The organism is Microbulbifer sp. A4B17 (genome assembly GCF_003076275.1).
Taxonomy (GTDB): domain Bacteria; phylum Pseudomonadota; class Gammaproteobacteria; order Pseudomonadales; family Cellvibrionaceae; genus Microbulbifer.
In genome coordinates, this window is record NZ_CP029064.1 from 1,198,055 (window position 1) to 1,222,670 (window position 24,616).

19 protein-coding genes and 1 pseudogene are annotated in these 24,616 nt (G+C 40.5%); 9 read left to right on the forward strand and 11 right to left on the reverse strand.

From position 1 onward, the window contains the following. Window positions 1-55 precede the first annotated feature (55 nt). The gene (locus BTJ40_RS05235) at window positions 56-1,018 is read right to left on the reverse strand and encodes a GlxA family transcriptional regulator (RefSeq protein WP_108732098.1); all 963 of its coding nucleotides are present in this window, start codon (window positions 1,016-1,018) and stop codon (window positions 56-58) included. 114 nt (window positions 1,019-1,132) lie between these two features. Between BTJ40_RS05235 and BTJ40_RS05240 the strand changes: the two genes are divergently transcribed. The 3 genes from BTJ40_RS05240 to BTJ40_RS05255 all read left to right on the forward strand — a co-directional run bounded on the left by BTJ40_RS05240 (window position 1,133) and on the right by BTJ40_RS05255 (window position 6,104). Further along, complete coding sequence (locus tag BTJ40_RS05240) at window positions 1,133-1,681, forward strand: cysteine hydrolase family protein (protein ID WP_108732099.1); 549 nt, start codon at window positions 1,133-1,135, stop codon at window positions 1,679-1,681. Window positions 1,682-3,049: 1,368 nt separating this feature from the next. Then, window positions 3,050-3,709 carry a class I SAM-dependent methyltransferase gene (locus tag BTJ40_RS05250; protein ID WP_108732101.1) on the forward strand — a complete coding sequence of 220 codons (660 nt, stop codon included), beginning with the start codon at window positions 3,050-3,052 and terminating at the stop codon, window positions 3,707-3,709. 448 nt (window positions 3,710-4,157) lie between these two features. Next, window positions 4,158-6,104, forward strand: a complete 1,947-nt coding sequence (locus BTJ40_RS05255; RefSeq protein ID WP_108732102.1) for an aconitate hydratase — start codon at window positions 4,158-4,160, stop codon at window positions 6,102-6,104. A gap of 52 nt (window positions 6,105-6,156) precedes the next feature. Here the strand turns inward: BTJ40_RS05255 and BTJ40_RS05260 are convergent, their stop codons facing one another. The 3 genes from BTJ40_RS05260 to BTJ40_RS05270 all read right to left on the reverse strand — a co-directional run bounded on the left by BTJ40_RS05260 (window position 6,157) and on the right by BTJ40_RS05270 (window position 8,715). Then, the gene (locus BTJ40_RS05260) at window positions 6,157-7,173 is read right to left on the reverse strand and encodes a patatin-like phospholipase family protein (RefSeq protein ID WP_108732103.1); all 1,017 of its coding nucleotides are present in this window, start codon (window positions 7,171-7,173) and stop codon (window positions 6,157-6,159) included. 398 nt (window positions 7,174-7,571) lie between these two features. After that, on the reverse strand, window positions 7,572-7,952 hold the full coding sequence (locus BTJ40_RS05265; protein ID WP_108732104.1) for a hypothetical protein: 381 nt from the start codon (window positions 7,950-7,952) through the stop codon (window positions 7,572-7,574). A 271-nt stretch (window positions 7,953-8,223) separates the two neighbouring features. Continuing rightward, window positions 8,224-8,715 carry an NYN domain-containing protein gene (locus BTJ40_RS05270; protein WP_238152142.1) on the reverse strand — a complete coding sequence of 164 codons (492 nt, stop codon included), beginning with the start codon at window positions 8,713-8,715 and terminating at the stop codon, window positions 8,224-8,226. Window positions 8,716-9,344: 629 nt separating this feature from the next. Here BTJ40_RS05270 and BTJ40_RS22170 point away from each other — a divergent pair. Next, complete coding sequence (locus BTJ40_RS22170; protein ID WP_157953898.1) at window positions 9,345-9,572, forward strand: hypothetical protein; 228 nt, start codon at window positions 9,345-9,347, stop codon at window positions 9,570-9,572. Window positions 9,573-9,615: 43 nt separating this feature from the next. Further along, window positions 9,616-9,873: a hypothetical protein gene (locus BTJ40_RS05280; RefSeq protein ID WP_108732106.1), complete on the forward strand. Its 258-nt coding sequence runs from the start codon at window positions 9,616-9,618 to the stop codon at window positions 9,871-9,873. A 353-nt stretch (window positions 9,874-10,226) separates the two neighbouring features. On the opposite strand, the gene BTJ40_RS05285 is transcribed toward BTJ40_RS05280, so the two are convergent. The 5 genes from BTJ40_RS05285 to BTJ40_RS05300 all read right to left on the reverse strand — a co-directional run bounded on the left by BTJ40_RS05285 (window position 10,227) and on the right by BTJ40_RS05300 (window position 15,523). Beyond that, a complete protein-coding gene (locus BTJ40_RS05285; RefSeq protein ID WP_108732107.1) occupies window positions 10,227-10,658 on the reverse strand; it encodes a GFA family protein in 432 nt (143 codons plus the stop codon). 676 nt (window positions 10,659-11,334) lie between these two features. Beyond that, entirely contained in the window at window positions 11,335-12,711 is a 1,377-nt protein-coding gene (locus tag BTJ40_RS05290; protein ID WP_157953899.1) for an amidohydrolase family protein, read from the reverse strand. Between the two features lie 174 nt (window positions 12,712-12,885). After that, window positions 12,886-13,023: a hypothetical protein gene (locus tag BTJ40_RS22175; protein WP_157953900.1), complete on the reverse strand. Its 138-nt coding sequence runs from the start codon at window positions 13,021-13,023 to the stop codon at window positions 12,886-12,888. 131 nt (window positions 13,024-13,154) lie between these two features. After that, on the reverse strand, window positions 13,155-13,538 hold the full coding sequence (locus BTJ40_RS05295) for a GFA family protein (RefSeq protein WP_255422859.1): 384 nt from the start codon (window positions 13,536-13,538) through the stop codon (window positions 13,155-13,157). Window positions 13,539-14,062: 524 nt separating this feature from the next. Beyond that, window positions 14,063-15,523: a PLP-dependent aminotransferase family protein gene (locus tag BTJ40_RS05300; protein ID WP_192879378.1), complete on the reverse strand. Its 1,461-nt coding sequence runs from the start codon at window positions 15,521-15,523 to the stop codon at window positions 14,063-14,065. 522 nt (window positions 15,524-16,045) lie between these two features. Between BTJ40_RS05300 and BTJ40_RS05305 the strand changes: the two genes are divergently transcribed. Together BTJ40_RS05305 and BTJ40_RS05310 are read left to right on the forward strand one after the other, a co-directional pair. After that, complete coding sequence (locus tag BTJ40_RS05305; RefSeq protein ID WP_157953901.1) at window positions 16,046-16,258, forward strand: hypothetical protein; 213 nt, start codon at window positions 16,046-16,048, stop codon at window positions 16,256-16,258. 19 nt (window positions 16,259-16,277) lie between these two features. Continuing rightward, complete coding sequence (locus BTJ40_RS05310) at window positions 16,278-16,478, forward strand: hypothetical protein (protein WP_108732111.1); 201 nt, start codon at window positions 16,278-16,280, stop codon at window positions 16,476-16,478. A 705-nt stretch (window positions 16,479-17,183) separates the two neighbouring features. Here the strand turns inward: BTJ40_RS05310 and BTJ40_RS05315 are convergent. Next, window positions 17,184-18,653: a PLP-dependent aminotransferase family protein gene (locus tag BTJ40_RS05315; protein WP_192879379.1), complete on the reverse strand. Its 1,470-nt coding sequence runs from the start codon at window positions 18,651-18,653 to the stop codon at window positions 17,184-17,186. A gap of 1,872 nt (window positions 18,654-20,525) precedes the next feature. Between BTJ40_RS05315 and BTJ40_RS05330 the strand changes: the two genes are divergently transcribed. Beyond that, the gene (locus tag BTJ40_RS05330; RefSeq protein WP_108732115.1) at window positions 20,526-22,976 is read left to right on the forward strand and encodes a hypothetical protein; all 2,451 of its coding nucleotides are present in this window, start codon (window positions 20,526-20,528) and stop codon (window positions 22,974-22,976) included. Between the two features lie 103 nt (window positions 22,977-23,079). Next, window positions 23,080-23,610 (forward strand): SDR family NAD(P)-dependent oxidoreductase, encoded by a 531-nt coding sequence (locus BTJ40_RS05335; RefSeq protein ID WP_108732116.1) that lies wholly within the window; start codon window positions 23,080-23,082, stop codon window positions 23,608-23,610. Between the two features lie 573 nt (window positions 23,611-24,183). Here the strand turns inward: BTJ40_RS05335 and BTJ40_RS05340 are convergent. After that, a pseudogene (locus BTJ40_RS05340) lies at window positions 24,184-24,557 on the reverse strand (transposase); the annotation flags it as partial. Window positions 24,558-24,616 lie beyond the last annotated feature (59 nt).

Genomic DNA, 24,616 nt, shown 5'->3' on the forward strand with positions numbered 1-24,616 from the left:
TTAGTGAAATTGGTTACTTTCCCAATTAGTACCCCTAGTCCGCCTTTTCGGGGAATTACATTTTAGAGCCACCTGAGAATCTCTGTCGATACTCCCGAGGAGAAAGACCGGTCTGTTTGTGAAACATTTTCCGGAATGCACTGACATCCTCATATCCCACTTGCCAAGCGATCTGTTCGACTTGCAATGTGCCCGTTTCCAATAGTTCGCGAGCCTTTTGTAGACGTTGCTGTTGTAGATATTCGGCGGGTCTATAACCGGTAACCTTGTGAAACCTTCGTAGAAAAGTACGCTCGCCCAGATTGGCGAGTTGAGCCATCTCTGCAACAGAGATTGGTTGTTGATAATCCCGGTGAATTTGCTGCTGTACTTTTAAAATTGCTTTATCACCATGATCTACAGGAGGTAGAAAACTGCGGTAAAAACTTTGGTAACGGGTTCCTGTATCCACCAACAGGAAACGTCCCAACTCCATAACAATATGGGGAGGCATGTATCGTCCGACCAGATGTAACCCAAGGTCAATCCAAGACATTACACCTCCTGCGGTGACAACATCCGGGTCTGAAATCAGGATGGAATCGATATTCAGCTCTATATCCGGGAACTTCTGCTTAAAGGCATCGGCCAGTCGCCAGTGAGTGGTCGCCTGGCGTCCATCTAATAGCCCTGCGTCGGCCAACATAAAAGCCCCAGCACAAGCGGAACAGGTTAAGGCCCCCTCTTTGTGTCGCTTTAACAACCAGGTACTGACATCTGTCGGTGGCTCCATGTACTCCTGACCCCCCGGTACCGGCGGTACAATAACGATACTTGGGTCTTTAGCTGCCCCTTTTTTCTCGGATGTGACTTTTCCGTCATTAATTAGCCAGCGTGATACCTCAAATAGCGCCTTGGGTTCTGGGATTGACTCCTGACAGATGTGGTTTGCGGTTTGGAACAGGTCGATTAGACCATAAGTCGCCGACTGAGCCGCTCCGGGGATCATCAGTATTGCAATGTGGATTGTTTGGGTCACTAGCCCCTCTGTCAGTTTTTGCCTGTTTTATGTCGATTTTGCCACGCCTGTATCTTAGCCCATCTCCCTAACATGCGCTTGTACATTTCAAAGACACAAGTAAAGGACAATCTTATGAGCAAGACAGCGCTAATCGTCGTAGATATGCAAAACGACTACTTTGAAGGCGGAAAGTGGACTCTTGAAGGCATTGGTCAAGCGTCAAACCAAGCCGCAAAAGTGCTGGCCGAGTTTCGAAAAAAGCAGTGGTCAGTTATTCATGTTCACTATGAATTTCTCAGTGAGGATGCTCCATTCTTTATTGCCGGTAGTGAGGGTGCGAAAATTCACGAGAGCCTTTTGCCTGTTGAAGGTGAGCCGGTAGTACTTAAAAATGAAGTTAACAGTTTCAAAGGTACGGACCTTAAAGAGCGCCTTGAAGAGCTAGGAGTGAGTCAATTGATTATCGTTGGTGCGATGAGTCACATGTGTATCGATGCCATCACCCGGGCGGCAAGTGATTTCGGGTATAAAAATACCGTTATTCATGATGCCTGTGCCAGCCGGGATATGAGCTTTAACGGTGTCGATGTGCCCGCTGCACATATACATGCAGCTTATATGGCTGCACTGCAATTTGCTTATGCTGAGGTTATCAATGCTGACACATTTTTAACGCAATAATGAGTCTGCCTGTATCTTGGAATTAAATTAAATCAAGATATAATATTGCTGTACCTCTAGCGGTTAGGGCTTTAGTTTTATAAGATCTAAAGCCCACTTTTTAAGCTGCCGAAATAGTTATATTTTTTGATAAATACAATTGTATCTACAGTGTGCCTGTTTCACTTATTTGTTGAATCAAATTTTTGCTTCAACAGGCCAGGCTCACTGTTTTGTATATCTAAGTATTTTACTAATAAGTGATAATTTAACGTACGATAGTCTGGATTTAAAGTGGGAGCAGTAGGGTTATTCTCGTTGCTCAAGCAAACAAAAAGTAGCTTGCCATTCTGAAGTCCTTGGAATTTATCGAGATGAATTATTGGTGAAAAAACTGGGAGTATTAAGCTTATACACTCAATATCCACCTGACTCCGAACTCAAAAATGCCCATATTGACGGCCCAATAGGAAGTGATAAATGAGCATATGGTGACCCCAAGCGCCACCTTAATTTGACTAAATTTCCACTGCTCACGAAATCCCAGATACACTAATAGCCCTATGGAAATAAGCATCATTGGTTCATAAAAATATCTAATAGGTGCATCGAAGGGGAATAGGAATAAACCATAAATTAGTCTTCCCAAACCCGGAGGGAGTATCGCTACCAAGCTTAACATCATGCAAAGCATATGCTTTTTAGGGGATTTTCGATAAATAAATCCGGATATTAGTAGAAATACAAATAGTGGTAATAAGAAAAGATCGATCCAATATACAAGCTGGAAGATGCTTCCCTTTTCTAAAGTTGCTTCAATAGTATTGAAGAGCGCCCAAGATGAAGTGCCTATGAATAAGATGGCTACGATAAGAGAAAGCCAGCCCAAATATTTATGGATCGACGTATTTCCTTTAAGCATCAAATAGGATTGGCTACACATAAGTAAAATCCAAAGAAAGGAAACTATCCCATGAACATGATGCAATAAAGACAGGTCCTGATAAGCCATAAAATAACTTGGTGCAAATCCGAGAATAATGATTGCCGACAGGCTACAAAACCAGGAAAAATGGTACCTAGAGCTCAAATAGATATCCTCAAATACTTATACTTGAATCAGGTGGATTCTCTGCTTCATGTTACGGTATTAATGCTTGGACGCCATGCTACCTTTACTTTAAAAGTTATGCAATTGTGCTGCCTATTCGGGGGAGTGGCTGGTAATTTAAAGCTATTGATCCTGATAGTTAAACCGTTTCTGTATATATTAAGTTGCCCGTATGGGAGTCAGGGCCTTGGCTGGAATTTAAGATGAAAGTCAGTCATTATACCGATTATGTTTTCCCTGGCAGCCTTATTTCGATAGCCATTTAAAAGGGAGCAATTATGTCCAAGGATCCTAAATTTGTCGCCGAGCAGTTGAGGAAACCATCTGGTACCTCAGCTACAGAAACTGCGCAGCAAATGAATAAGGCAAATAAAGCAACGAATCTTGCTGCTTTAAAAGCACTCAATGTGGTAAGTGGTGATTGTGTTCTGGAAATTGGCCCTGGTAACGGTAAATTTGCAGTCAATGTTCTTCGCAAGGGATCTTATGTCCGCTATACCGGTATTGATTGGTCTAGCGATATGGTTGCAAATGCTAAAGACTTAAACTCGAAATACGTAGAGTCGGGGCAAATGGACTTTAGAGTTGGTAGCTCGGAAAGTCTACCGTTTTCTGATGGGAAGTTTGATAAGGTTATCGCGGTTCACACAATATATTTCTGGGAAGTCCTTCAAACTCATCTAACCGAAATATACAGAGTACTGGTACCTGACGGGAAGCTTTGTCTAGCCTTCGCTGATAAATCATTTATGCAGAATCTACCATTCACCCAGTTTGGATTTCGACTGTTTGATGAGGGTGATATTCGGGCCGAATTGTCCGATGCAGGGTTTAAAGTCATATCCTGTGGCAAGCATAGTGAGTATGGTGAAAACAACACGAAACAGCTCGTTGAAAAGAAGATAAATATTATTGTATGTGAGCCTGATAAAAGGTAATCAATAATTTATGGTTCTCCTTTACCATTGAATACTATGGTTAATCAGGGTTCTGGATAATTTTTCTAAAGTACTACGCATCCTAATACATTGATATCGTCGGGAATATTTAATTCCTCAGATAGCCAGACAGTGCTAAATCTTAAAGGTTAAAGCACCTTGAGTTTTATGTTATTCGTAAAGCAAGTATTACTGACAAACTTATCCATTGATTGCCATGTCGCAGAATATGACCAATTTCTTAAGGAGTGAATAGAGAAAGGGCTGATGAATTCCGAGCTGGTAGGGCTACTGCAGTTTTGATTGTCTGAAGGCCCAGAGTTTAGCTCTGACGCCTGCTTAGCCCTATAAATCCGGCAATACGTCAACAGACAAAGGTCGAGCTACAATGATCATGACCTAGCAGCGTCAAAGCTGGAGCTTCCCAGTTTACTCAAAGGTATCCCTTATGCCTATGAACCTCGCGCAAAAACTGATCCATAGCCACCTAGTAAGTGGCTCAATGGAGCCAGGCAGTCCAATAGAGATAAAGATCGACCACACACTGGCTCAGGATGGCACAGGGACACTTGTCATGTTGGAGTTGGAGGCGCTTGGTTTGTCACAAATCAAGACTGAGATCTCGGCACAATATGTAGACCACAATCTGTTACAGACGGATTTTAAAAACGCCGACGACCATATCTTCCTTCAAAGTGCTTGTCGTAAATTTGGAATCTGGTTCTCACGCCCTGGTAATGGGGTCAGTCATCCGGTGCAGATGTCTTGCTTTGATGTTCCCGGTAAGACATTGCTTGGTGCGGACAGCCATACCTGCGCGGCGGGTTCTATGGGGATGCTGGCTATTGGTGCGGGAGGACTACAGGTGGCTATGGCCATCGCTGGCGTTCCCTTCGCACTGAAAATGCCGAAAATACTTGGCGTGAAACTCGAAGGTGAACTGCCGCCATGGGTCAGCGCTAAGAACATTATTCTGGAAATGTTGCGCCGCCAATCCGTCAAGGGCTGTGTTAACAAGATTGTTGAGTATTACGGACCTGGTCTCGCTAAGTTGACCGCGATGGACCGCCATGTGATCGCCAATATGGGGCAGGAGATGGGCACTACTACCAGTGTTTTTCCTGCCGATGAAGCGGTGAGAGCTTTCCTGAAACAACAACATCGTGAAAGCGACTTTGTAGAAATGAAAGCTGATGAAGGCGCAAGTTATGATGAAGAAGATACGATCGATTTATCGAAACTTGAACCGTTAATCGCCTGCCCATCCAGTCCAGATAAGGTAGTCACGGTACGAGAAGTGGCAGGCCGTCCTATCTACCAGAGCTATATAGGCTCTTCTGCTAACCCGGGCCTGCGGGACTTTGCCATACCAGCACGGATGGTTTCCGGCCGCCATATAGCTGATGATGTCTCCTTTGATATCAACCCAACTTCACGCCAGTTACTGGAAGAGCTTAGTAGGAGCGGAGATCTAACAAAATTGCTTCAAGCAGGTGCTCGCTTGCATCAGACAGGGTGCGGCGGCTGTATCGGCATGGGACAAGCGCCAGCTACCGGCCGCATCAGCTTACGCACGGTACCACGTAACTTCCCCGGCCGCTCCGGCACCGCAGACGACGAAGTCTACTTATGTAGCCCTGAAGTGGCCACTGCCAGTGCGCTTAAAGGCGTAATTACTGATCCTCGTGACCTGGATATGGACTACCCGAGTTTTCATGAGCCGGAATATCTACCTGATATCCGACCGTTGCTCCAAGCACCCCAGGAAATCCCTGTAGCAGTAGAGTTGATTAAAGGACCAAATATAAAGCCCCTGCCAGACTTTGCAAAGTTGCCCAAAATTTTAACAGGTCCGTTATTACTGAAAGCAGGTGACAATGTTTCCACTGATGAAATACTACCTGCTGGAGCGGAGATATTACCTCTGCGTTCAAATATCCCTGCGATCAGTCGCTATACGTTTTCTCGAATCGATGAATCATTTTATGATCGGGCAATGAAGTTGAATGGAGACTGTTTCGTTGTTGGTGGCGAAAATTATGGACAAGGCTCCAGCCGTGAACACGCTGCAGTATCTTCGCGTTTTCTCGGAGTAAGATGCATAATTGCAAAAAGTATGGCCCGTATACACCGGCGAAATCTTATTAATTTTGGTGTACTGCCACTGCTCTTTGAAAATTTTGATGACTATGATCGGCTCGAACAGGGCGCAGACCTCGAAATCGACAACCCAATAGAACAGCTGAAATCCAGAAATTCAGTAGAATTACTGATAAAGTCATCGGGAGAGAGCATCAAGTTACGGTGTGATCTATCCAAGAATGAATTTGAGGTGCTAGAAGCAGGTGGTATGATTAATCAGGTGAAGAAAAAGTATCTCAATAATGGGCAGTAACAGGGCTTCTGAATCCGTAATTAGTTATTATTATATGGGCTCGTCTATACTGTTACTGGTATCTATGATTACCTTCGCTGTTAACTAATAAAGAAGCAATTTCTTCCAATTCTTTATCGAAATGCTCTGCATTTTTTTCTCCAGCTTTTTTCAGTTTTCTCAAATTTTCTGGTGTTGCGTTATCCATTGCGGAATCAGCTGTATATAGCTTTGGTTGAATCCGGTAATACTTTGAATCTTCTATGGTTGATGAGATTTGCTTTATATAGTAATGGACCATTTGTGCGCTGCCATTTACGGCGATATCAATGGCGGGCCTTGCCCAGTTGAATATGCCCCAATCTTTTACTTCCTTGTACTTATATCCCGAAAGTTGCCTACCCGTACCAAGAGATACAATTACCATGTCCTTAATTCCAGAGACTCCACTGAATTTAATGGCTTCGGAGTAAGCACATAGTGCAGGATCACTAGCTACCATGCCGCCGTCCACTAAGATATATTTATTGTTGGATGGTGGCAGTGAAAAGATGCGTGCTGGTTCAAAATAGGTTGGTACAGCGCTGCTGCCTCGTAGAAGGTCTCTTACAAGGAAATCTTCATTCTTTACTATGGCGCGATGTTGCCTAAAAATGATTTGTTCCCGCTTTTTGATGTCATAGGAAACAAAGCAACTAGGCTTTAGCAGGTCACTGAGTTTCGTTTTACCAAAGAATCTCTTTAAAACATTTTCAAGTTCTTTAGAGCAATATTTTTCCTCCCTTACTAGCTTTAATTTATCCAGAAACGGCCATGACCCAGAACCAAATACTCTCTCGCCTTCACCAAGGTAAAAATCGACTGCTTCCTGGGCTGAATACCTGGGCTTTCCTTTTTTATCGGGGCAGATATAGGCAGCGCCCATTATGGCGCCGGTACTTGTTCCGGCAACCAGGTCGAAATAATCGCCTATTCTGGCGTCAGGATTACCTGATTTCACCTTAAGCTTGTGTTCAAGGGATACCAGTATCTGGCCAGGCAAGATTCCCCGGATTCCTCCACCATCAATAGAAAGAATTCTGATAGCCATTGTCGATGCCCCTTGGCTCCGTTTATTGGGTGTGACTCTAGAAACATAGCATTTGGCTTCGGGAGCGATGATTTGTACGCTATACTAGAATGATAACGCTGATAAATATTAATAATATCAATAAGTTAATGGTATTTTTTGATGGGGCGAATGTATTGATGCTACGGCTGTTGTGTGAAGGGTTCTTTAGGGGAAAAGGGCTGGTATACAGGCCGAGCAGATGGGGGAAATAAGAAGCTTTTTACGCTTGATGCTTAAATTTAGAGGCTTTAAGTGGTTCCGCTCAATCGAATATAAAGATGGTTGTTTACTTAATTTTTTATTCGGGCTTCGGCAGGGATCTATAGCAACCCCTCTATACAAAATAAAGTTTCAGAGTAGTATATGCCGGAATTTGGCTACTGAGACTGTGATGGAATCTTATAAATAACATATTGACGTCCACGATACTCGATACCTTTTGATACATAAAGCCACCTTGATACGGCTGCTTTAACAGGTTTGTTCCATGCTTTGTCTGATGAGCCTTCGATTTCAACTTTGCTGGGCATGAGTCCTCTCCCTTCAGATCCCGATATCTCCACTAATTCAAATGAAACTACTATGCATGCTGGTAAATGCCTGCCATTACCCTGCGGGAGTGATGGTGCTGTCTTTATGGTTGGCTTGGCCTTAGATTCCGGTATATCAAGATCTAACTTAGGGCAAATATCTAAATTCTCACTTGCTTTAGTAAACATTGAAAATAGGATTAAACTTATAACTAGTAAGTTCTTCATATTGCTAATTCCTTGAATAGCGCTAGAGAATTGTTAGTCGATATTTAGCCAGTGGATAATGCTGGACCGTTGCCTATCAGGATAGATCTTTATTCTAAAATTACAAAAGTGAATAAATGGTTACTTTGTGAGAGACTTCTTCAATCAAACTGGTTGTCAATAATGTAATTAAAAATTAATCAGTTGCGTATTGTAATTCACCTCAATGTGGAGGAAGGAATGTAATAAACATCTATAGATGTATAAGAGGGCCAGTTGCTTATCTTAGACGTTATTGCAGTAACAGCCTATCTTCAATTGGGGTGAATTTACTCGCCGCATTAATTAATGCTCCAGCTGTCAATTCTGGAACACCATAAACTTCAACTTTCTTACCTCTATCTAATCTGAGCTTATGAGCAAGAATATCAAAGTCGCCATCTCCTGAAACTAAGACCACAGTATCTACCAGGCTTGAATATTCCATGGCATCAATAGTTATCCCCACATCCCAGTCGCCTTTGGCGGATCCGTCTGATCTTTGGGTAAAAGGCTTTAGTTTCACCTCGAAACCAATCGACCTTAAGATATTTTGGAATTCATACTGTTTTCTATCACCACGGTCGATTGCATAGGCCATGGCCTTTACTATTTCTCTTCCATCCGTGACTTCTCGCCAAAATTTATTGTAATCAAAGTTTCGTTTATAGATCTGCCTGCATGTGTAATAGACATTTTGCACGTCGACAAGTATGGCCACCTTTTCCATTTGGGAGTTTAACATTACTATAAACCTTAAATTGGCGATATGCTCTTATATTTCTTAAGTGGCATACTCTATTCTGTTATAGCAATATATTCAATAGATAATTATTAGCCAGTTCTTAAGTTGTTCATCCCTTGGTTGTGAAGCCAGGATGCTATATATAAGATTTTACTGTTAAAAATTGATATATTTAATGCCCGCTGCAGAGGATAAGATTTTACTTTTCAATTATTTCGGTGTGGTTTTTTTCAATATACAAAGATATATGTGTGAAATCTCGAATTACTTTTTTAACAAGATAAATACTCTGATTAGCACCAAGGGTAAGTTTTATATCGAGTGGGAGTGCGTTTTTCTTTCCAGTCTAGTAGATTCTGGTCAACGCAGTGGCTAAGTTTTGTTTTTATGCTACCTGGGAACCGGCTGGGGTTGGGCTTCTCCCAATATAGCGGAAGTCTATATCCGCAGCTAAAGAGAATTAGGAAACTTCCTACCAGTCAAAGTGCTTGATAACACTAGCAATTTTTGCACGCAGGAGGGCGATACCCTAGGCATGCACTCAGGATTGGCGCTGATTGTGACTTGACAGTTCCTAAGCTCCTTACCGTATACTGTATGCATGTACAGTTTATTAATTGGAGATAGATATGGGAGCCAGAAATATCACTATCGACGGGGAGCCGATTCGGATCTGCCGATACCGATCGGGTTATGGAAATCGGCCAATGTACGCTATTTGTATCATTAACTATACGAAGTACGTGCGCAGCTTTTCAGTGTCTGTGGATGTGAATATACGCAAGGAGTTAGATCTGATATTGACGCAGATGCGAGGCATTGAGCGCAGTATGGATTGGATGGGAGTACCAGCTTAAGAGTATAGAAATTAAGCTGATTTTACTGAAAAGGAGAAAGATTATGAGAAGAAAAATCAATCGATTTGCAATTTTTGCGGAACGGGTTCACTTAATGAATGGTGGTGCGAAGAGCTTTAGGGACTCCGCTCCCACAGAAGAAGCCGCAAAAGTACTGGCAGAAGAAATTGCTAAATCTGAGAAAGCGGTGTTTTATTCTTGGTTGCAAATTCTTGATATTATGACTGGTGACTATATAGAGTATTCAATTAAGAGAGGTGGGGTGTTGGAAGAAAGGGAGTGCCCAGAAAGTAAATACTGAAAGGCTAGTATTCTTGTCACAGTCAAATTGATTGAAAGGGGGAAAGGAATTCAGGTAGAGGGTGATTAACAGTTGCGAGAGTAGTGAGGAGAATTATTTCCCCGGAGGATTAATTTGCTTTTAAAAGAGTATCAAAATTTTGTTTGGTTTCACTTCAGCTTTCGTTTGAGCTGTCTTTAAAGCCGATATTATCGATAATATGTCAGTTCACTTTCTATTACGTTTGCAATTTAAATTGCCTTTTTTTGGTATCGTAGATATTCAACTGTTGATAAGAAGATTAATTTTTTAATCGTATGTTGCTGTTTTATTTTTAGATTTGGGTCTATATACATGTTCCACACAATAACAAACTATTTGTAGTCATTAACTAGCTGCCCGTTTGATGACCCTTTGAATTGAGGGTGTTTATCCTCAATTTCGTAAAAATCAGATTTTTCACTGGTGAAAATGTGCCCCATTGTTTTCAATCCAGTTGGGCCATCTAGTGATCCTGCAATAATTCCAGTTGCATCGAGATTAAACGGCTCCCAGAAAAGGCTTGATCCACATTGCCGGCAAAATCCTCTACGGGCTATCTCTGATGTTTTATACCACGCCAATCCATCATCTTTTGTTATCTTAATATTGACTTTGCGGGCCTTTGTGTGAGGGCCAAAATTTCCATGCAATTTTTGGCACATACTACAATGACAGTTAACTACATTCCGTAGTGGCCCTTTAACCTCATATTGCACAGCTCTACATAAGCAACCACCGGTAGCAATTGTATTCTCGCTATTCATATAATCAGCCTATAGGTACAGAAGCTTACTTAACTTGAGAGTTTAAATTAAGTAGGCTTTTTCATACGATAATTCGATTAACTTGCAAGTACAGATCTAATTATGTGATTTAAACATAACTATGGATAGTCTCGCCAGTTATTTATAGGTTCTTTATAATTGCATGTGTGGTACACCCAATTCTCGATATTGAGGATTTGCTTTGGCAGTAAAAAGAAGCTTAGACACAAATGAAGTATAATATGTGTGGCGTTTGAAGCTACTACTTTTGTGGGTGTCTGGAACTGTAGTTCTGCCAGACGCTATATCTCCGCCGCACAGATATGTTTTTCGCATGCGTCGGGGATGCAGCGATAAAAGGGGGCAGTGAGATTTGAGCAATGCTAACAGAGCCTATATCTCCTGATTCAAAAAAGATTAATGTACAAGCTATATCTAATAACAGAACGGTGACAAATGGTTTTGCTAAGAAGGGATGTTTAAGATCTTGTAGTGTTAACATAATACATTGAAGATCAATGGCATCACAGCTTTTACGAATTGGTAAATTATATGGGGAATACAAAAGATAAGATATTTTTATTCAACCTAAGCTGACCTGTGTATTTATACCCAGAAAAAAACATCAGCACTCAAAATTCACAACTTAGATGAGTGCTGATGTTATGAGGTTATTTTATATACTGTGGTCTTGCTTCTTTTCTGAAGATTCACAACTAGAACCGATTGGGGGAGTGGCATGACTCCTCTCGATAATTTTTTCTCTCTCTACAGCGATACCTGCAAGATAGATTTTTTCTGGGTTTGTAATTGCTTGTATGTTCTCAATAGGATTTTTATTTAGCAGGATGAAGTCAGCACGTTTTCCCTGTGAAATTGACCCAATATCCTCACTTACATTTAGGGTTTGAGCCGCAACTTTTGTCATGGAGAGTAAAATTTGCTGATTGGAAAGACCGGCTTTGTGCAGGGCTAATACTTCGCTGATTAAACCCAGTCCGTGTGGTGAATAGGGGTTGCCAGAGTCAGAGCCTGCGCCAATTTTAATCCCGGCTTTAGCAAGCTTGACCACATTATTATATGCTATGGATTTTTTCTGCCACGCTAGTTTTCTACTGGCCGTTGGTGCTTGGACCTGGTTAAAGAGGCAGGCCTTCATTTTTGGATGGATAGGAGCCAAGTCTAATTGACTGATAGATTGATGATCATGTTCGTCACCCTGATTATGAAGTACCGACAGAGTGGGTATATAGGTAACCTTGTTTTGTTGCATGAGGTCTATAAATTCATTGTCCACCGGTTCAAAATTAATACCGTGCGCTAAAGCAGTAGCCCCGGCCCTGATTGCTCGTTTTCCATCTTCCAGGGTTGAGACATGAACAAAAAATGGCAAGCCGGCGCTTTGGGAGCGTTTTCCAATCTCTTTGAGTACATCATCTGAGAGCGGGATGGCAGTACCACCCATCGTCTCTATGATGGCTTTGGTTAACTTTGGTTGATAACTTAAATGTGCATCCCAGCTCGCGCTGATTTGGTCGATACTATCAATTTCATGAACTTTCACCCCGAATTGGGTACTGTGGCCTTTAGGGTTGGTGAAGGCGGGGCCGGAAGCAAATACTATAGGGGCTGAATCGTCCAACTGGAGTATAGATTGCATCATCTCGCCCGACATCAGAAGATCTGTGACAGCGGTAACGCCATAATAGAGCTGATTGTTTAAATTGGTTTCTAGCGGTAGATACTGATAGTTCTTATAAGTTGACCCTGATGCATTTAAATGCACATGTAAATCGATTAAGCCGGGTATTGCATAGCTACCCTGTGCATTGTGGGTATTCTCGGCAGATAGGGCTGTTTTGGTCATTGGGGTGATTCTGGCTATGCGGTCATCTTGAATGTATATACGGCTGTTCTCACTGAAACCTTTCGCATCGCTGGTTAATATTTGTACATTGTCGATTCTCAAATCGTAGTCGTTCTTTTTGGTTTCGAGGGCGAAGCTATTACTTGAGGCTAATATTAAACAGGAGGTTATGGCTGTAACTTTCATAAGAGTTTCTCTTCCTATTGAGTTTCGACCTAGCTTATAGCGATAGTAATCTCGGTGTTTAAAAAAGTGACGAATCGACATATTCGTAGACGAACGAACAGTTTAAGCCTGTGAGTGGTATGGTATTGAGCTGAGTTGTGAGGGCTGCTCCTGGCTTGTAAAGGCTAGCCTTGGCTATGGAGGACAGTTCAGAGTGGTTTCTTTGTCGATATAAAGGACGGCACGCTTGTAATTGCTTGTTGCGGTATACGTTGCGACACCCTGAGAAATCTGCCAACTGGCTTTTGCCTGGTCAATTGAGACGATGTCCATAGCCTTTGCCCGGCCTGATATCTTTACCATCTTTAAATACTCAAGCAAGGACAGTGGCCACTCATGAGATTTGCCTGTTGTGTGGAATAGGCATTGGTTGTTCCCTATCTCTCTGTTTAAAAAATAATGAATTACTTGTAGTCGTTGACTAGCTGCCCATTTGATGACTCCTTGAATTGAGGGTGTTTGTCATCAATTTCGTAAAAATCAGATTTTTTGCCAGTGAAGATATGCCCCATAGTTTTCAATCCGGTTGGGCCATCCAGTGAACCCGCAATAATTCCAGTTGCGTCGAGATTGAATGGCTCCCAGAAGAGGCTTGATCCACATTGTTGGCAGAAGCCTCTGCGGGCTATCTCTGATGTTTTATACCACGCCAGCCCGTCATCTTTTGTTACCTTAAGGTTGACCTTGCGGGCCTTTGTGTGGGGGCCGAAACTTCCATGTAGTTTTTGACACATACTACAATGACAGTTAACTACGTTCCGTAGTGGCCCTTTAACCTCATATTGCACAGCGCCACACTAGCAACCACCGGAAGTAATTGTATTCTTGTTATTCATATATTGGGCCTGTAGCTAGAAATATTTACCTAAAGCCAGGACTGAATTTAAATATATTTTTTATCATTGTTGAATTATTCGGTTAAGTTTCAAATACTCTGCCTATAATTTGATTTAAGCACAACTATCGATATTCTAGCCAACTATTTATCTGTTCTATGTAGATATTAAGTACGATACGATAGTGGCTTCTAATTACACATGTAGGGAAAAAAATAACTAAGTTTGAGTACAGTTTGTGAACTCTGGATTCAATTTACTTACAGTTATACTTATAGTCTTTATATAATTTTAGGTCTCGGTCATACAAAAAAGATCTTTGTACACAGGGAACTCGTAGTGACAATTGAGTATGACTTTTAATGAGATGAGGGTGAAAATTAACATAATACTGCACCCATCTGGCGTAAGTGCAGTCGAGAGAGAAGTAACTGTAATTTCTTAGTAGAGTAAATATATAAGATTAAATAATTTGCTTACTTTTTTAGTAGGCCTTTTAAATACTCTACAAACTGCTCGCGCTGAAGCCGCGTTGTGTTAACACACCCAATCATTAATCCAGACTTGTTTGGTTTGTTTGCGTAGGACAGAGAAAGTGCTGCACTTCCGAACCCCCTCTGATTGAGTTTTTTTGCAAGGTAAATATCATTATAATTAGGGGTTATAATTATGACATACATTGACGCACTACTCTTAACAAGCGTTACGTAGGGTTCTAGTTGACTTTTTATTAACTCACAAAAGTGCTTCCATTTTTCCCGATAGCATTTTTGCATTTTCCTTACATGCCGTACAAAATGTCCTTCTTCCATAAAATCAGCTAATACTGCTTGGTAGAGTGATGTGGATGGGCCAGAGAAAAAAGACTTTGTATTGGTGAAAGCGGATACTAGAGGCTTAGGTGCAACAAGATAGCCTAGGCGTAAGCTAGGTATTAATACCCTATTAAAACTACCAATAAATATAACCGGAGAATTTTCACGCATACCTTGTAGAGCTGCCTGTGGTTTTTCTGTGAATGAAAATAAACTGTTTGACTCATCTTCCAATATCCAGCATTTTGATCTGCCCGCCCAGTCTAGGAGCTTACTTCTTTCAAGGGGGGGAATTATTCCCCCCATAGGATGCTGATGAGTTGGGCTGGTATAGATGATTTTGGCTCCTAAATTTTCCTTTAATATTTGACATACATCCAGACGATTCTCTTTTAATTCAATCAGTCTTATTTTTGCATTCATTGAGCCAAAAGCAATTCGGGCTCCTCTGTATCCTGGATTTTCCATGAGTACAGTATCACCGTAGTTTAATATAGTCTGGGCACAAATATTTACGGCTTCCTGCCTACCGTTAGTTATAATAATCTGATCTGGAGAGCAGCGAACGCCACGAGATAAAAGTAAATATTCTGAAAGTTTTTCTCTTAAAGGAAAATATCCTATTGGCTCTCCATATCCACTAATTGATACTCTGTCCTGATGCTGTCGATATATTTTATTCCAAATAGAAAAAGGGAAAGCTCTTAAATCTGGAACACCCGGTGAAAAAGGAAGATTTGAAGGCCATTGTAATAATTGAGGAGACTGCAATTTTAATATCTCACTATGTTTAGATAATGCAGGAAGGTCACTCCAATTATTTGAGTTGCCAAATTGTAGATTGTTTATTTTAGAATTTACGCAGTGTGGTAGTTGGTAGGATACAAAAACCCCTGTACCTGCTCTACTGAAAAGGAATCCTTCATTCTTTAATTGTTCTATTACTTGAGTGACAGTATTGCGACTGATTTTTAAACACTCAGACATTCTTCTTGATGAGGGCAGCTTTGCACCTGCTGCTAATCGTCCATTAGTTATCCAATTGGTTAAGACTTTATAAAGCTGTTTTTGAAGAGGTTGATTTCTATCGAGAAATAAATCAGAAAAATCTGGGGCACTCACCGCTGGAACCATTAAATATCAAAAAAAATGATGGGAATTAGTGATTATAAATATCTGAATTCTTATCTGATTTTTTTGTAAAAAGCATAAAAAAGTATATATTTCGTTAGTTGTATTTTTTTCTTTTGCTGAATTTTAGTTAAAAATAAGATAATCATTTCTAGCAAAAACTTTAGTTATTTGTAAGTGACTAAGAATTAAATTAAAGTCAGTTTGACTTAAAAACGCCCAGTTGTAATAGGGGTTTAATCTATCCTAATCTTATTCTTAGAGCTTACCATCTTAAGCTGATCTTAAGTTGCTGGTACCATGGATTTTTCCAAACTGGACCTTTTATTAGTTAAAGAGATACGGCTTATCCGCTCCAAAAATCGCCAAGTATAGGACTTGTAGTGTAAGTATTATGAGGTCTACTATCACAAGATAATGAACGGTTGCGAGAAATTATTTAGCTCCGGTCAAGTGATCTTTATTACAAGTCCCACTAAGCATTATTGATGAGTACAAGATGCATATTCGCTAATGCCAGTACCTATGTTAATGCTGCTTACTGCAGTTAGTTGTGATGAAATAGTAGGTTATATTTGGGAAATTGACGGATTCGATATTCTCGATACACCCCTCTGGGTAAGTATGCAGCATACTGGTGAGAATGTGCGTATTGGTAGTGGTAACGCCGCAGTTGAGATTCGGTTGTCTATCAAATTCGTCCGTATCACGGCGGGTATCGTGTAGTATAGGTGATGGAAAGAGTATGAAAGACGAAGGAGATGGTTCTATATCATTTATCAGTAGGCTTGAGGATGTTGCAATCCGGGACATAGCTGACTGGAATAATGATGGCAGTTTTCAGTTGCAAACTCGTGATACTGATAAGTGTCTTGACTACGAGAATGGAAGCCGAGTTGCTACTGGATGCAAGTTTGGTTTAGCACTGAAAATTTTTTGTATTTGATATTGTGAACTTACCAATCACCTCAAATGCCGAGAGAATCTATTTGAAAGACAATTTATCTGCATGCAGATGTTTGAGTGGAAGATATGCGATCCAGTCGGGTGCGGGCCATACAGCAGATTTTAATACTACTTGTGATTTGGCACTCATAAAATATAGTGGTGGGTGCATGACCTATGATATCAATAATGAAAAATCTATCGAAGACAAAGACGTGATCGCCGATAATTATAAGACTAGTTCCGAGTAGTGAACTGAGTAACTCTACCACTTGGGATTTTCTCGGACAATACAATCTTTCTGGCGTTAACTATTTCCGTACTAGAAATAGAAAAACGGGTGACTGCTTGCTAACAGAAACAGTGAGTACTACCACTACCTCAGCGCTTTCAAAAGGGGGCTGCACAATAGCACCACGCTAATGTGTAGGCTATATAAGGAAGAAGAGTAGGGCTTAACATAGATTGCTTAAAAAGATAGTTGCTACTACGGGCCATATTTAATAGGGCATCGTTCTCACATTTACTTTATTAATACAAAGAAGGCGAACTCATATTATTAAAATTTATTAAGGGCAAAAGTAATCGACATATAATCATTATGCCCATGCCTTAACTATAGTGAATAATTTTTAATTGGCATACAGATTTAAAGTTAATAATGTTTCAGTTTTTGGACTAGCACCAGGTTTATTGGGAATCTCATTTAAGGTTTATATTTTTTTATAAGTTTCGCCAAGTATTTCACAAAATGCAGACGTTGTAGCTGTGTAGTATTGGCACATCCTAATACCAGGCCAGATATTTTCGATTTGTTAGCATCGGATAGAGAGAGTGGTGAATTTCCAAAACCTCTCTCAATGAGCTTCTCTGAAAGGAAAACATCATCATAACCGGGTGTCTTAATAATCACAAACATAGCCGCACTGCTTTTAATAAGATGAATATCTGGTTCTAAATGAGTGCGAATCAGTTGACAAAAATGTGCCCATTTCTCTTGATAATTATTTTGCATTTTGCGGATATGTCGAACATAGTGCCCATCGTTAATGAAATCAGCTAATACTGCCTGATGAAGTAAATTACATGGCCCTGAAAGCATGGATTTTGTATCAATAAAAGATGGGGCCACAGGTTTTGGAGCTATGATATAGCCTAGCCTTAAGCTTGGTAGCAGAGTTCTACAAAAACTGCCAATAAATATAACTGAGGTATTTTTTTTCATGCCTTGCAGGGCAGCAATAGGTTTTTCCTCAAATGATAAAGTACCGTTAGATTCATCTTCTAGTATCCAACAGTTAGATTTTTCTGCCCAATCTAAAAGGTTGCTTCTTTCTTTGAGTGGAAGTACCCCGCCCATAGGATGCTGATAGGTTGCGGTTGTATAAATAAGCTTTGCTTTTATGTTTTTTTTTAATAATTGACCTACATCCAGTCGGTTTTCTTTCAGTTCAATCAAATTCACCTTTGCGTTTTTCATATTAAAAGCAAACCTGGCCCCTCTATAGCAAGGATTTTCCATTAAAACGGTATCGCCGTAATTTAATATGGTCTGAGCACATATATTCAAAGCCTCCTGCCTTCCATTGGTAATAATAACTTGATCCGATGTGCAACGAACACCACGAGAGGCTAATAAATGCTCTGCGAGACTTTCCCTTAGGGCTAAATATCCAGCAGGGTCTCCATATCCACTAATTGGTATTCTATCTTGATGTTGTCGGTATATTTTATTCCAAATAGGAAATGGAAAAGACTTTAAATCTGGTACTCCAGGTGAGAAAGGAAGAAGGGTAGGCCAACGTGACTTAAGCCTAGGTCGAGATTTCATAGCCTCAGTAAAATCTGATAAACTTGGCAAAGAAATTTCAGTATGCTTCTCACCAGGTGAGATGTGGGAAGCTAACTCCATTGCACCGTAGGGTAAATTTTGAGAAACATAAACGCCTTTTCCGGCTTTACCAATTAGGAAACCTTCTTTCTTTAGCTGCTCTATAACATGTATAACCGTGTTACGACTGATGTTTAGACTCGCAGACATCCTTCGTGAAGAGGGTAGCTTGGAGTTTTTAACAAGCCGGCCACTAACTATCCATTCTGTTAGAGACTGATACAGCTGTTCTTGTAAGGGTCGATTTCGATTGAGGAATAAATCAGAAAAATCTGGGGCACTCACCACTTGCACCATGAAAAATATAAAAAGTGATCTTATCAGCTTTTATATATTTATCCATACTCGATCTTAAATAATGAGTAGATTATGTGATTTAGATCGTAGGTTGCTTCCCAAAAATAAAGCTCGTAGACTTAAATCACAGTGATTAGCGCTCTTATTCTTTGTCTTTACATGACTTCGGGCTTTAATAGATGGATCATCAATAAATTGTTACATTTGAAACTAGCTGCATCACATTATCGTTTTCACAAGCGATACATAAATCACATTATTCACCTTACTTTGAAGATGCTTCCTCCATTAACTTCGGAGGGAGAAGCCTCATGAACCAATAGTAATAGTAAAGTCATATCACCCTCATTCCAGGCGTGCCTATATTCGTTAGCACAACCTAAATTACAGCTAGTTCCTTCACCGGTACAGGAATCCAATTGAACAAATTCCTGTGTCTAATATTCCTGTCTTTGTGCCCGTGGATATCAATTTTTCTACAGTGGCTACGGGGAACCTGGGCATATTAGATTTCCCCAATAGGATAAAGCTAGTGATTAATAGCCGGGTGTTGTTTGTGTAAATTGCTGGCTTTATGAGTCTGTATATGCGATGTGCCTACCATTTAAAAGGCAAAACCTGGTTTGACCGTCAGCCAATCGATTTTCTTAAATAGATTGATGGTATCTCGCTGTTTATGGCTGATACCCTACACAAAAATCCGACATCCGGTCAGCTTATTGTCTTTCGTAATAATAGACCGATAAAATTCGTATGATCTACTGAGAAGATAACAGATCATGGCTCCTTTATTAGCTACATGCGAAGTGGAGGTTTATCTATCTAGGCAGTTTACATGACGCAATAGAGTTATAGATTTTACAGCTACAGTGGCTGCTTTTCATGTTGAGCTTTACTCAGCAAAAAAGAATCAGAGAAATTGTATTTTTCACGCTTTTATTGATGCGTATAGGTCCTGGGAAATGGTTTCCCATATTAGAAAGCCCAATGACTATCAGTTGATACACTACAGTTTCAAGTTGAACAGCTTAAATGTGAACTCAAACTTTCGCTCCAAAGGTGCGAGCAGTTTAAAACAGCTTACAGTCAGCTATTACGACTGATAACCCATGAATCGCATATAAGGATACAATGGGCCGCTTTGATGAAATATGACATAAAAGCTGTAAGTTTGATGGATTCAAACCCTTAACAGAAACTCAGCAAAGTTTCTTTGTTGATCTACTGGCTCGTAGTTTCGTAAAGGGGATTGGACATGCGTGGTAGCGTTATTGATTTACTACCCGCCTCAATGGAAAGTGTCAGCCAGAGGAGCAGAAGGGAGGATTGTGGCTTCTGGGTGGGGTATGGACAGCGATATTTCATCTATAGATTCAGAGGTTTGTTTTTATCGAATTGACAGTAAAGAGTCAGGTATAGTTCTCTTTGGGTCCAGCAAAGAGGCTATCTGTGAAAAAGGATTTCCAGAGATCATTAACCTTTTTCTGGTGACGATTTCGGTCAAAAGAGTATGGAGCATCACTGCCTGCCCAAAGAGTATTCAATCTGCAATTATATTATTTTGATACATTGTAGCAATATCATGTCACCAAATGACATTTACTTGATTTCCTTTAGATTTGCATAGAACAAATTTTTGGGTTTTTTAGTTTTAAATTATGAAGTCCAAATGCCCTAAATAGTTAAATATGAAATCACATTGCCTATTTATTCGAATAGATTTCCATATTAACTGGCCTTGTGTCTGGCACCATGATTTTTTCCAAACTGGACCTTACTTTTATTGAGTTTATTTGGCTAAATTTAAATGGGGATTTCCTCTAATTTAAATGTAAAAAAACTCTTAAGAGGCCTAAGTAAATGAAAATTATGAAAAGGGTGGGCTTATGTGCAGGTGTAGCCCTAGCTGTTGCTTATCAGTCTGCCAGCGCAGCGGAGCTAACAGGCGCTTGTTATGACTATGCTTCAAGAGAACCCACCTCAGCTGTGAAGCTTGATGCTCAAGCGATAGGAATGGTTGTTGCCCACAATGTAATAAACCAATCGCTTGGCGCTTCTGGCATTCCAATATTAAAAAACTTGTATCCAATTGTTTATGGTTCAATAACTGGGGGGTTTGTCACAGAAACCACAGACGGTGCAGATCCACAGCTTGTTGGTTGCTTGCAGCAATTCAATAATAGGATCTCTGATCTGGAATCGTCGTTAATTGAAATTTATCTTGTCGAACTAAATGATATTTTATCAGATGCAAAAAGAGAAATTATTGACTTAGGCAACTTGTATTACCACGACGATGCTGCAGATGATTATCAAGGGCTGGCAGTAAAAGTGGGAAAAGTTATAAGAGACACTCTAGAAAGTCCAGTAATATCGAAAGCTAAGTACGACTCTTTGGTTAACAATGTTGCGCCAGCTTATGTTTCCATTATTCAAATGGAGCTGTTACACAGAACAGAGTTTAATCGTTTTTGTTTTAACCAGGAAGTTTATCCAACCTGGAACCATATAGATAGTGATGAGCTCGTTGACCCTGAACTGTTAGAAACAATTAAGTATAACGATTCGGTATTTATTGACTCTTATTTAACTACGCCAGAAGGTTCCGTAGCTAATTGTAATGCAGACTATAATACTTTCTTAAGCTTTGACCGCTTCATCGGTGATGAATTTGATTCATATAAAGTAGTATTGGGATTGCTTGGTATATCTGTTACTGAAAGTGAAAAAATGCCAGGTATGGTTTCAGTATCTTTAGATATTAATAATTCAGAGTTGGGCGCCTACAGAGAGCAAATGTTAGGCGAATGTAGTGATGACGGTGAATATACAGATTCTTATTATAATAGAACTCGTGATGCCGGAAGTAAAAGCGACTGTTTTGGAGATCGCAGAGACTATTTACGAAATGAAATTAGATTTAGCGGAATATATTCTGAGAATTCAGGGCGTAACGCTGAAGCAAGAAGAAATCTTATTTTTCATAATTTAGCAGCGGTTGTAGATTCATGGGATTGGTATAGTCACGTGAGTCCAGAGGCCGTGGCCCAGCTAGATGAAGACACCATGCGACATGGTAAACTTGTTACAGTGCCAACCTATAGTGGTGTGAGACTGAAACATTTAGATACTGATTTATGTGTCGGTTCAGATAAAAAAGCACAGCATACTTGCGATATCAGTAAAAATCTTTTTATGTTCCGACCATTTGAAGATGGTTTTAATATTACACGGATATCTGATAACAACAATTTTAAAGACAAAGGCGAAGACTCTGTCGGCTTCGTTATACGGTCTGGTGAAGGGCTGGACTCTAAATGGATACTCGAAAGAGAAGCTGATTTTGGTTTAGATGCTTATCCTAATTTTGTTAATGCAAGCACAGGAAGATGTTTAGCTCTTGATGATAATGCCAGCCTCACAGCAGTTAATTGTGATGAAATAGATAATGATTTCTGGGAAATTGATGGAGTCGATATCCCAGATACGCATTCCTTTGTCAGTATGCGACATACCGGAGAAGGAAAGTGTATTAGCAAAGCCGGTACACCGGTAAGCTGTGATATCGATTCGGTTTTCTATGCTATTCTTCCGCAAAATGGTGGTTATGCTGTGCATGGTAGTGGAGGATATATGGCAGATACGGAAGATGCTGGAATAGCATTTATTCTTGCTACAGGAGATTCTGTTACTTGGGATTTTTCAGACTTTAATAGTGATGGTGTTTTTAGACTGCAAAATCGAGATACCGGACAGTGTCTTGACTACCAGAGTGGAAGCCTAGTTGGAGTTGACTGCAGCCTTGATCCGGCGGTAAGTGAATTGTTTGCATTTGATATTGTAGATTTACCCAATTCCTCAAATGCGGAGAGAATCAATCTGAAGGATAGTACATCTAAGCATGGTCGTTGTATGGGTAAAAGATTTACCGCAAACTCAGGCACGGGTCAGACTGCCTATTTCAATTGGCCGTGTGATCGGAGAGACATGGCACTCGTAAAATATAATGGTGGTTACATGATCTATGATATCACTAATGACAAGTATATCGAAGACAGTAACGATACCAATGTTCGTAAATATGAACAGTTAGTGCCAAGCAGTGTGCCAAGTGATTCTACGACCTGGGATTTTCTTGGACCATATAACTATTCTGGGGTTAACTATTTCAGTATTAAGAATAGAGCTACTGGTGAATGCCTGAAAACAGTAGAACTGAGTAGTTATAAAGGTGTCGGCGCTCTTTCAAAAGGAGACTGTAGTGATACTGCTGCGTCAAGAATCTGGACCCTCCCTGATATTGGAGAGTAAGAACTAAAAAGCTCTTATAAAAACGCCCGCTTTAGCGGGCGTTTTTATAGATAGGATTGGTTAGAATTTGATCTGATTACTTTATTGTATAAATTAAAGATAAATAGCCCTAACTGCTAAAGAAGTAGAAGAGCAGTTTGCCACCAATGTATTTGGTCTTTTAAATGTTACACGAACGGTTCTCCCTTATATGTGGAAGCAGCGATCTGGCCACATTCTCAACTTTTCATCAATCGGGGGCTATCAAAGTGGACCGGGCTTCGGTATTTATTGCGCCACCAAATTTGCGGTGGAAGGTTTGACAGAAGCGTTATACGCGGAGTTAGCACCACTTGGTATCCATGTTACGGCTATTGAGCCGGGGTACTTCCGAACGGACTTCCTTGGTTCAAGCTATTTAGCCGTAAGCCCTAAAGTCATCGACGATTATGCTGAGACATCAGGTGCTGTGCGTAAACTGGCTAGTGCATTAGATGAAGTGATAGATGAGGAGGTTCAATTTGTAATGGATCGCCTAATAGTAGACCTAGTGGTCCATGCGGTTAATTCTGTAATGAAGGGGAAGTTCCTTTGGTCTACTCGACCTTTGATAATGATTCTATCAATTTGGTTAGCTGGCCCCTGGTGTTGGTAGCACCTTGGGTCAGCGACTTTTACTCACTCTTATGTCACGCTACCGTTCTCCTGTGAGGGAATAAATTATTTATAAATTCTTAGGCGTTTTGAGCTGAATTTATTAGCTAACGAAAGCTAATTTGGTTGCACCCTAAAATACCGATAAATATCTATTTACCTTACGCATTTTAGGTTCTAAAAACAATCTTAATAAAATCCAACAAGATCATTCTGATGCCTATCTTTTTGAATATGTTTTCGACTTCAAAATGTGTTCGGTGTAAAGGCCGTGAGTTGGTGCAACCTTTCCAGAAGAGATATGTACGATTGTTTTCTATTGGCCTAGCAGGCAATAGACTCATTTAAGTAGAGCATAAACCAGCTAAGATCCATCAAATGATTTCGCCATAGATGAATGACTTTTTTTAATTTTCTTATCCCACAGTATTTGTGATTATCCTCTTGAAGATATCGTAGGGCTCAAATTGAGCCTTAAAATATTTTTTGCCAGGAGAAGTGTAATAAGGGGTGGCCTCTAGTGAGGTTTGAGCATTGCGTGGAAGAGGCATTGGTTATGCCTCTATTTGCTTGGGTAAGCGGTACATAAACGTGTGCGGATGTCCTGGTAGCTGTTGTCCAAGGCGAACAGAGCGATGACCTTGCGCTCCAACTCGTCGGTAAGCTGAGCCTGGTGCTTCTTGACGACTTGAGATTCAAAGGTTCCGGCACGCTCCCGTGGCGTCTGCAGCTTGAAACTACCAGCAGGGCTTTCCATTGTTTTTGAGGTGGAACCATTCTTGTGGTTGGGGCTGTCCTCGCTGGTGAGGTGTTTCTCCAGCTCTGCCTTCATGGCGACTTCAGTGAGTTGCTTGATCAGAGGAGTTAGGATACGGTCTTTGCCACTGAGGTCTTTCCTTCATGCAAGGCTTTAACGGCGGCATCCATGTTGAAAGTGGCTTTGGTCATGGGTCATTTCTTTTTTGCTAATAGTAAAGAAATGACACAGAATCCTGAACACTACCATT

What these genes read in the sequence shown, in the direction of transcription:
- BTJ40_RS22170 (WP_157953898.1), top strand. Translation starts at nt 9,345, where the DNA reads ATGGGAGCCAGAAATATCACTATCGACGGGGAGCCGATTCGGATCTGC.
- BTJ40_RS05290 (WP_157953899.1), bottom strand. Translation starts at nt 12,711, where the DNA reads ATGAAAGTTACAGCCATAACCTCCTGTTTAATATTAGCCTCAAGTAAT.
- BTJ40_RS05310 (WP_108732111.1), top strand. Translation starts at nt 16,278, where the DNA reads ATGAAAGACGAAGGAGATGGTTCTATATCATTTATCAGTAGGCTTGAG.
- BTJ40_RS05285 (WP_108732107.1), bottom strand. Translation starts at nt 10,658, where the DNA reads ATGAATAGCGAGAATACAATTGCTACCGGTGGTTGCTTATGTAGAGCT.
- BTJ40_RS05260 (WP_108732103.1), bottom strand. Translation starts at nt 7,173, where the DNA reads ATGGCTATCAGAATTCTTTCTATTGATGGTGGAGGAATCCGGGGAATC.
- BTJ40_RS05330 (WP_108732115.1), top strand. Translation starts at nt 20,526, where the DNA reads ATGAAAATTATGAAAAGGGTGGGCTTATGTGCAGGTGTAGCCCTAGCT.
- BTJ40_RS05265 (WP_108732104.1), bottom strand. Translation starts at nt 7,952, where the DNA reads ATGAAGAACTTACTAGTTATAAGTTTAATCCTATTTTCAATGTTTACT.
- BTJ40_RS05280 (WP_108732106.1), top strand. Translation starts at nt 9,616, where the DNA reads ATGAGAAGAAAAATCAATCGATTTGCAATTTTTGCGGAACGGGTTCAC.
- BTJ40_RS22175 (WP_157953900.1), bottom strand. Translation starts at nt 13,023, where the DNA reads ATGGACATCGTCTCAATTGACCAGGCAAAAGCCAGTTGGCAGATTTCT.
- BTJ40_RS05305 (WP_157953901.1), top strand. Translation starts at nt 16,046, where the DNA reads ATGCCAGTACCTATGTTAATGCTGCTTACTGCAGTTAGTTGTGATGAA.
- BTJ40_RS05240 (WP_108732099.1), top strand. Translation starts at nt 1,133, where the DNA reads ATGAGCAAGACAGCGCTAATCGTCGTAGATATGCAAAACGACTACTTT.
- BTJ40_RS05255 (WP_108732102.1), top strand. Translation starts at nt 4,158, where the DNA reads ATGCCTATGAACCTCGCGCAAAAACTGATCCATAGCCACCTAGTAAGT.
- BTJ40_RS05250 (WP_108732101.1), top strand. Translation starts at nt 3,050, where the DNA reads ATGTCCAAGGATCCTAAATTTGTCGCCGAGCAGTTGAGGAAACCATCT.
- BTJ40_RS05270 (WP_238152142.1), bottom strand. Translation starts at nt 8,715, where the DNA reads ATGTTAAACTCCCAAATGGAAAAGGTGGCCATACTTGTCGACGTGCAA.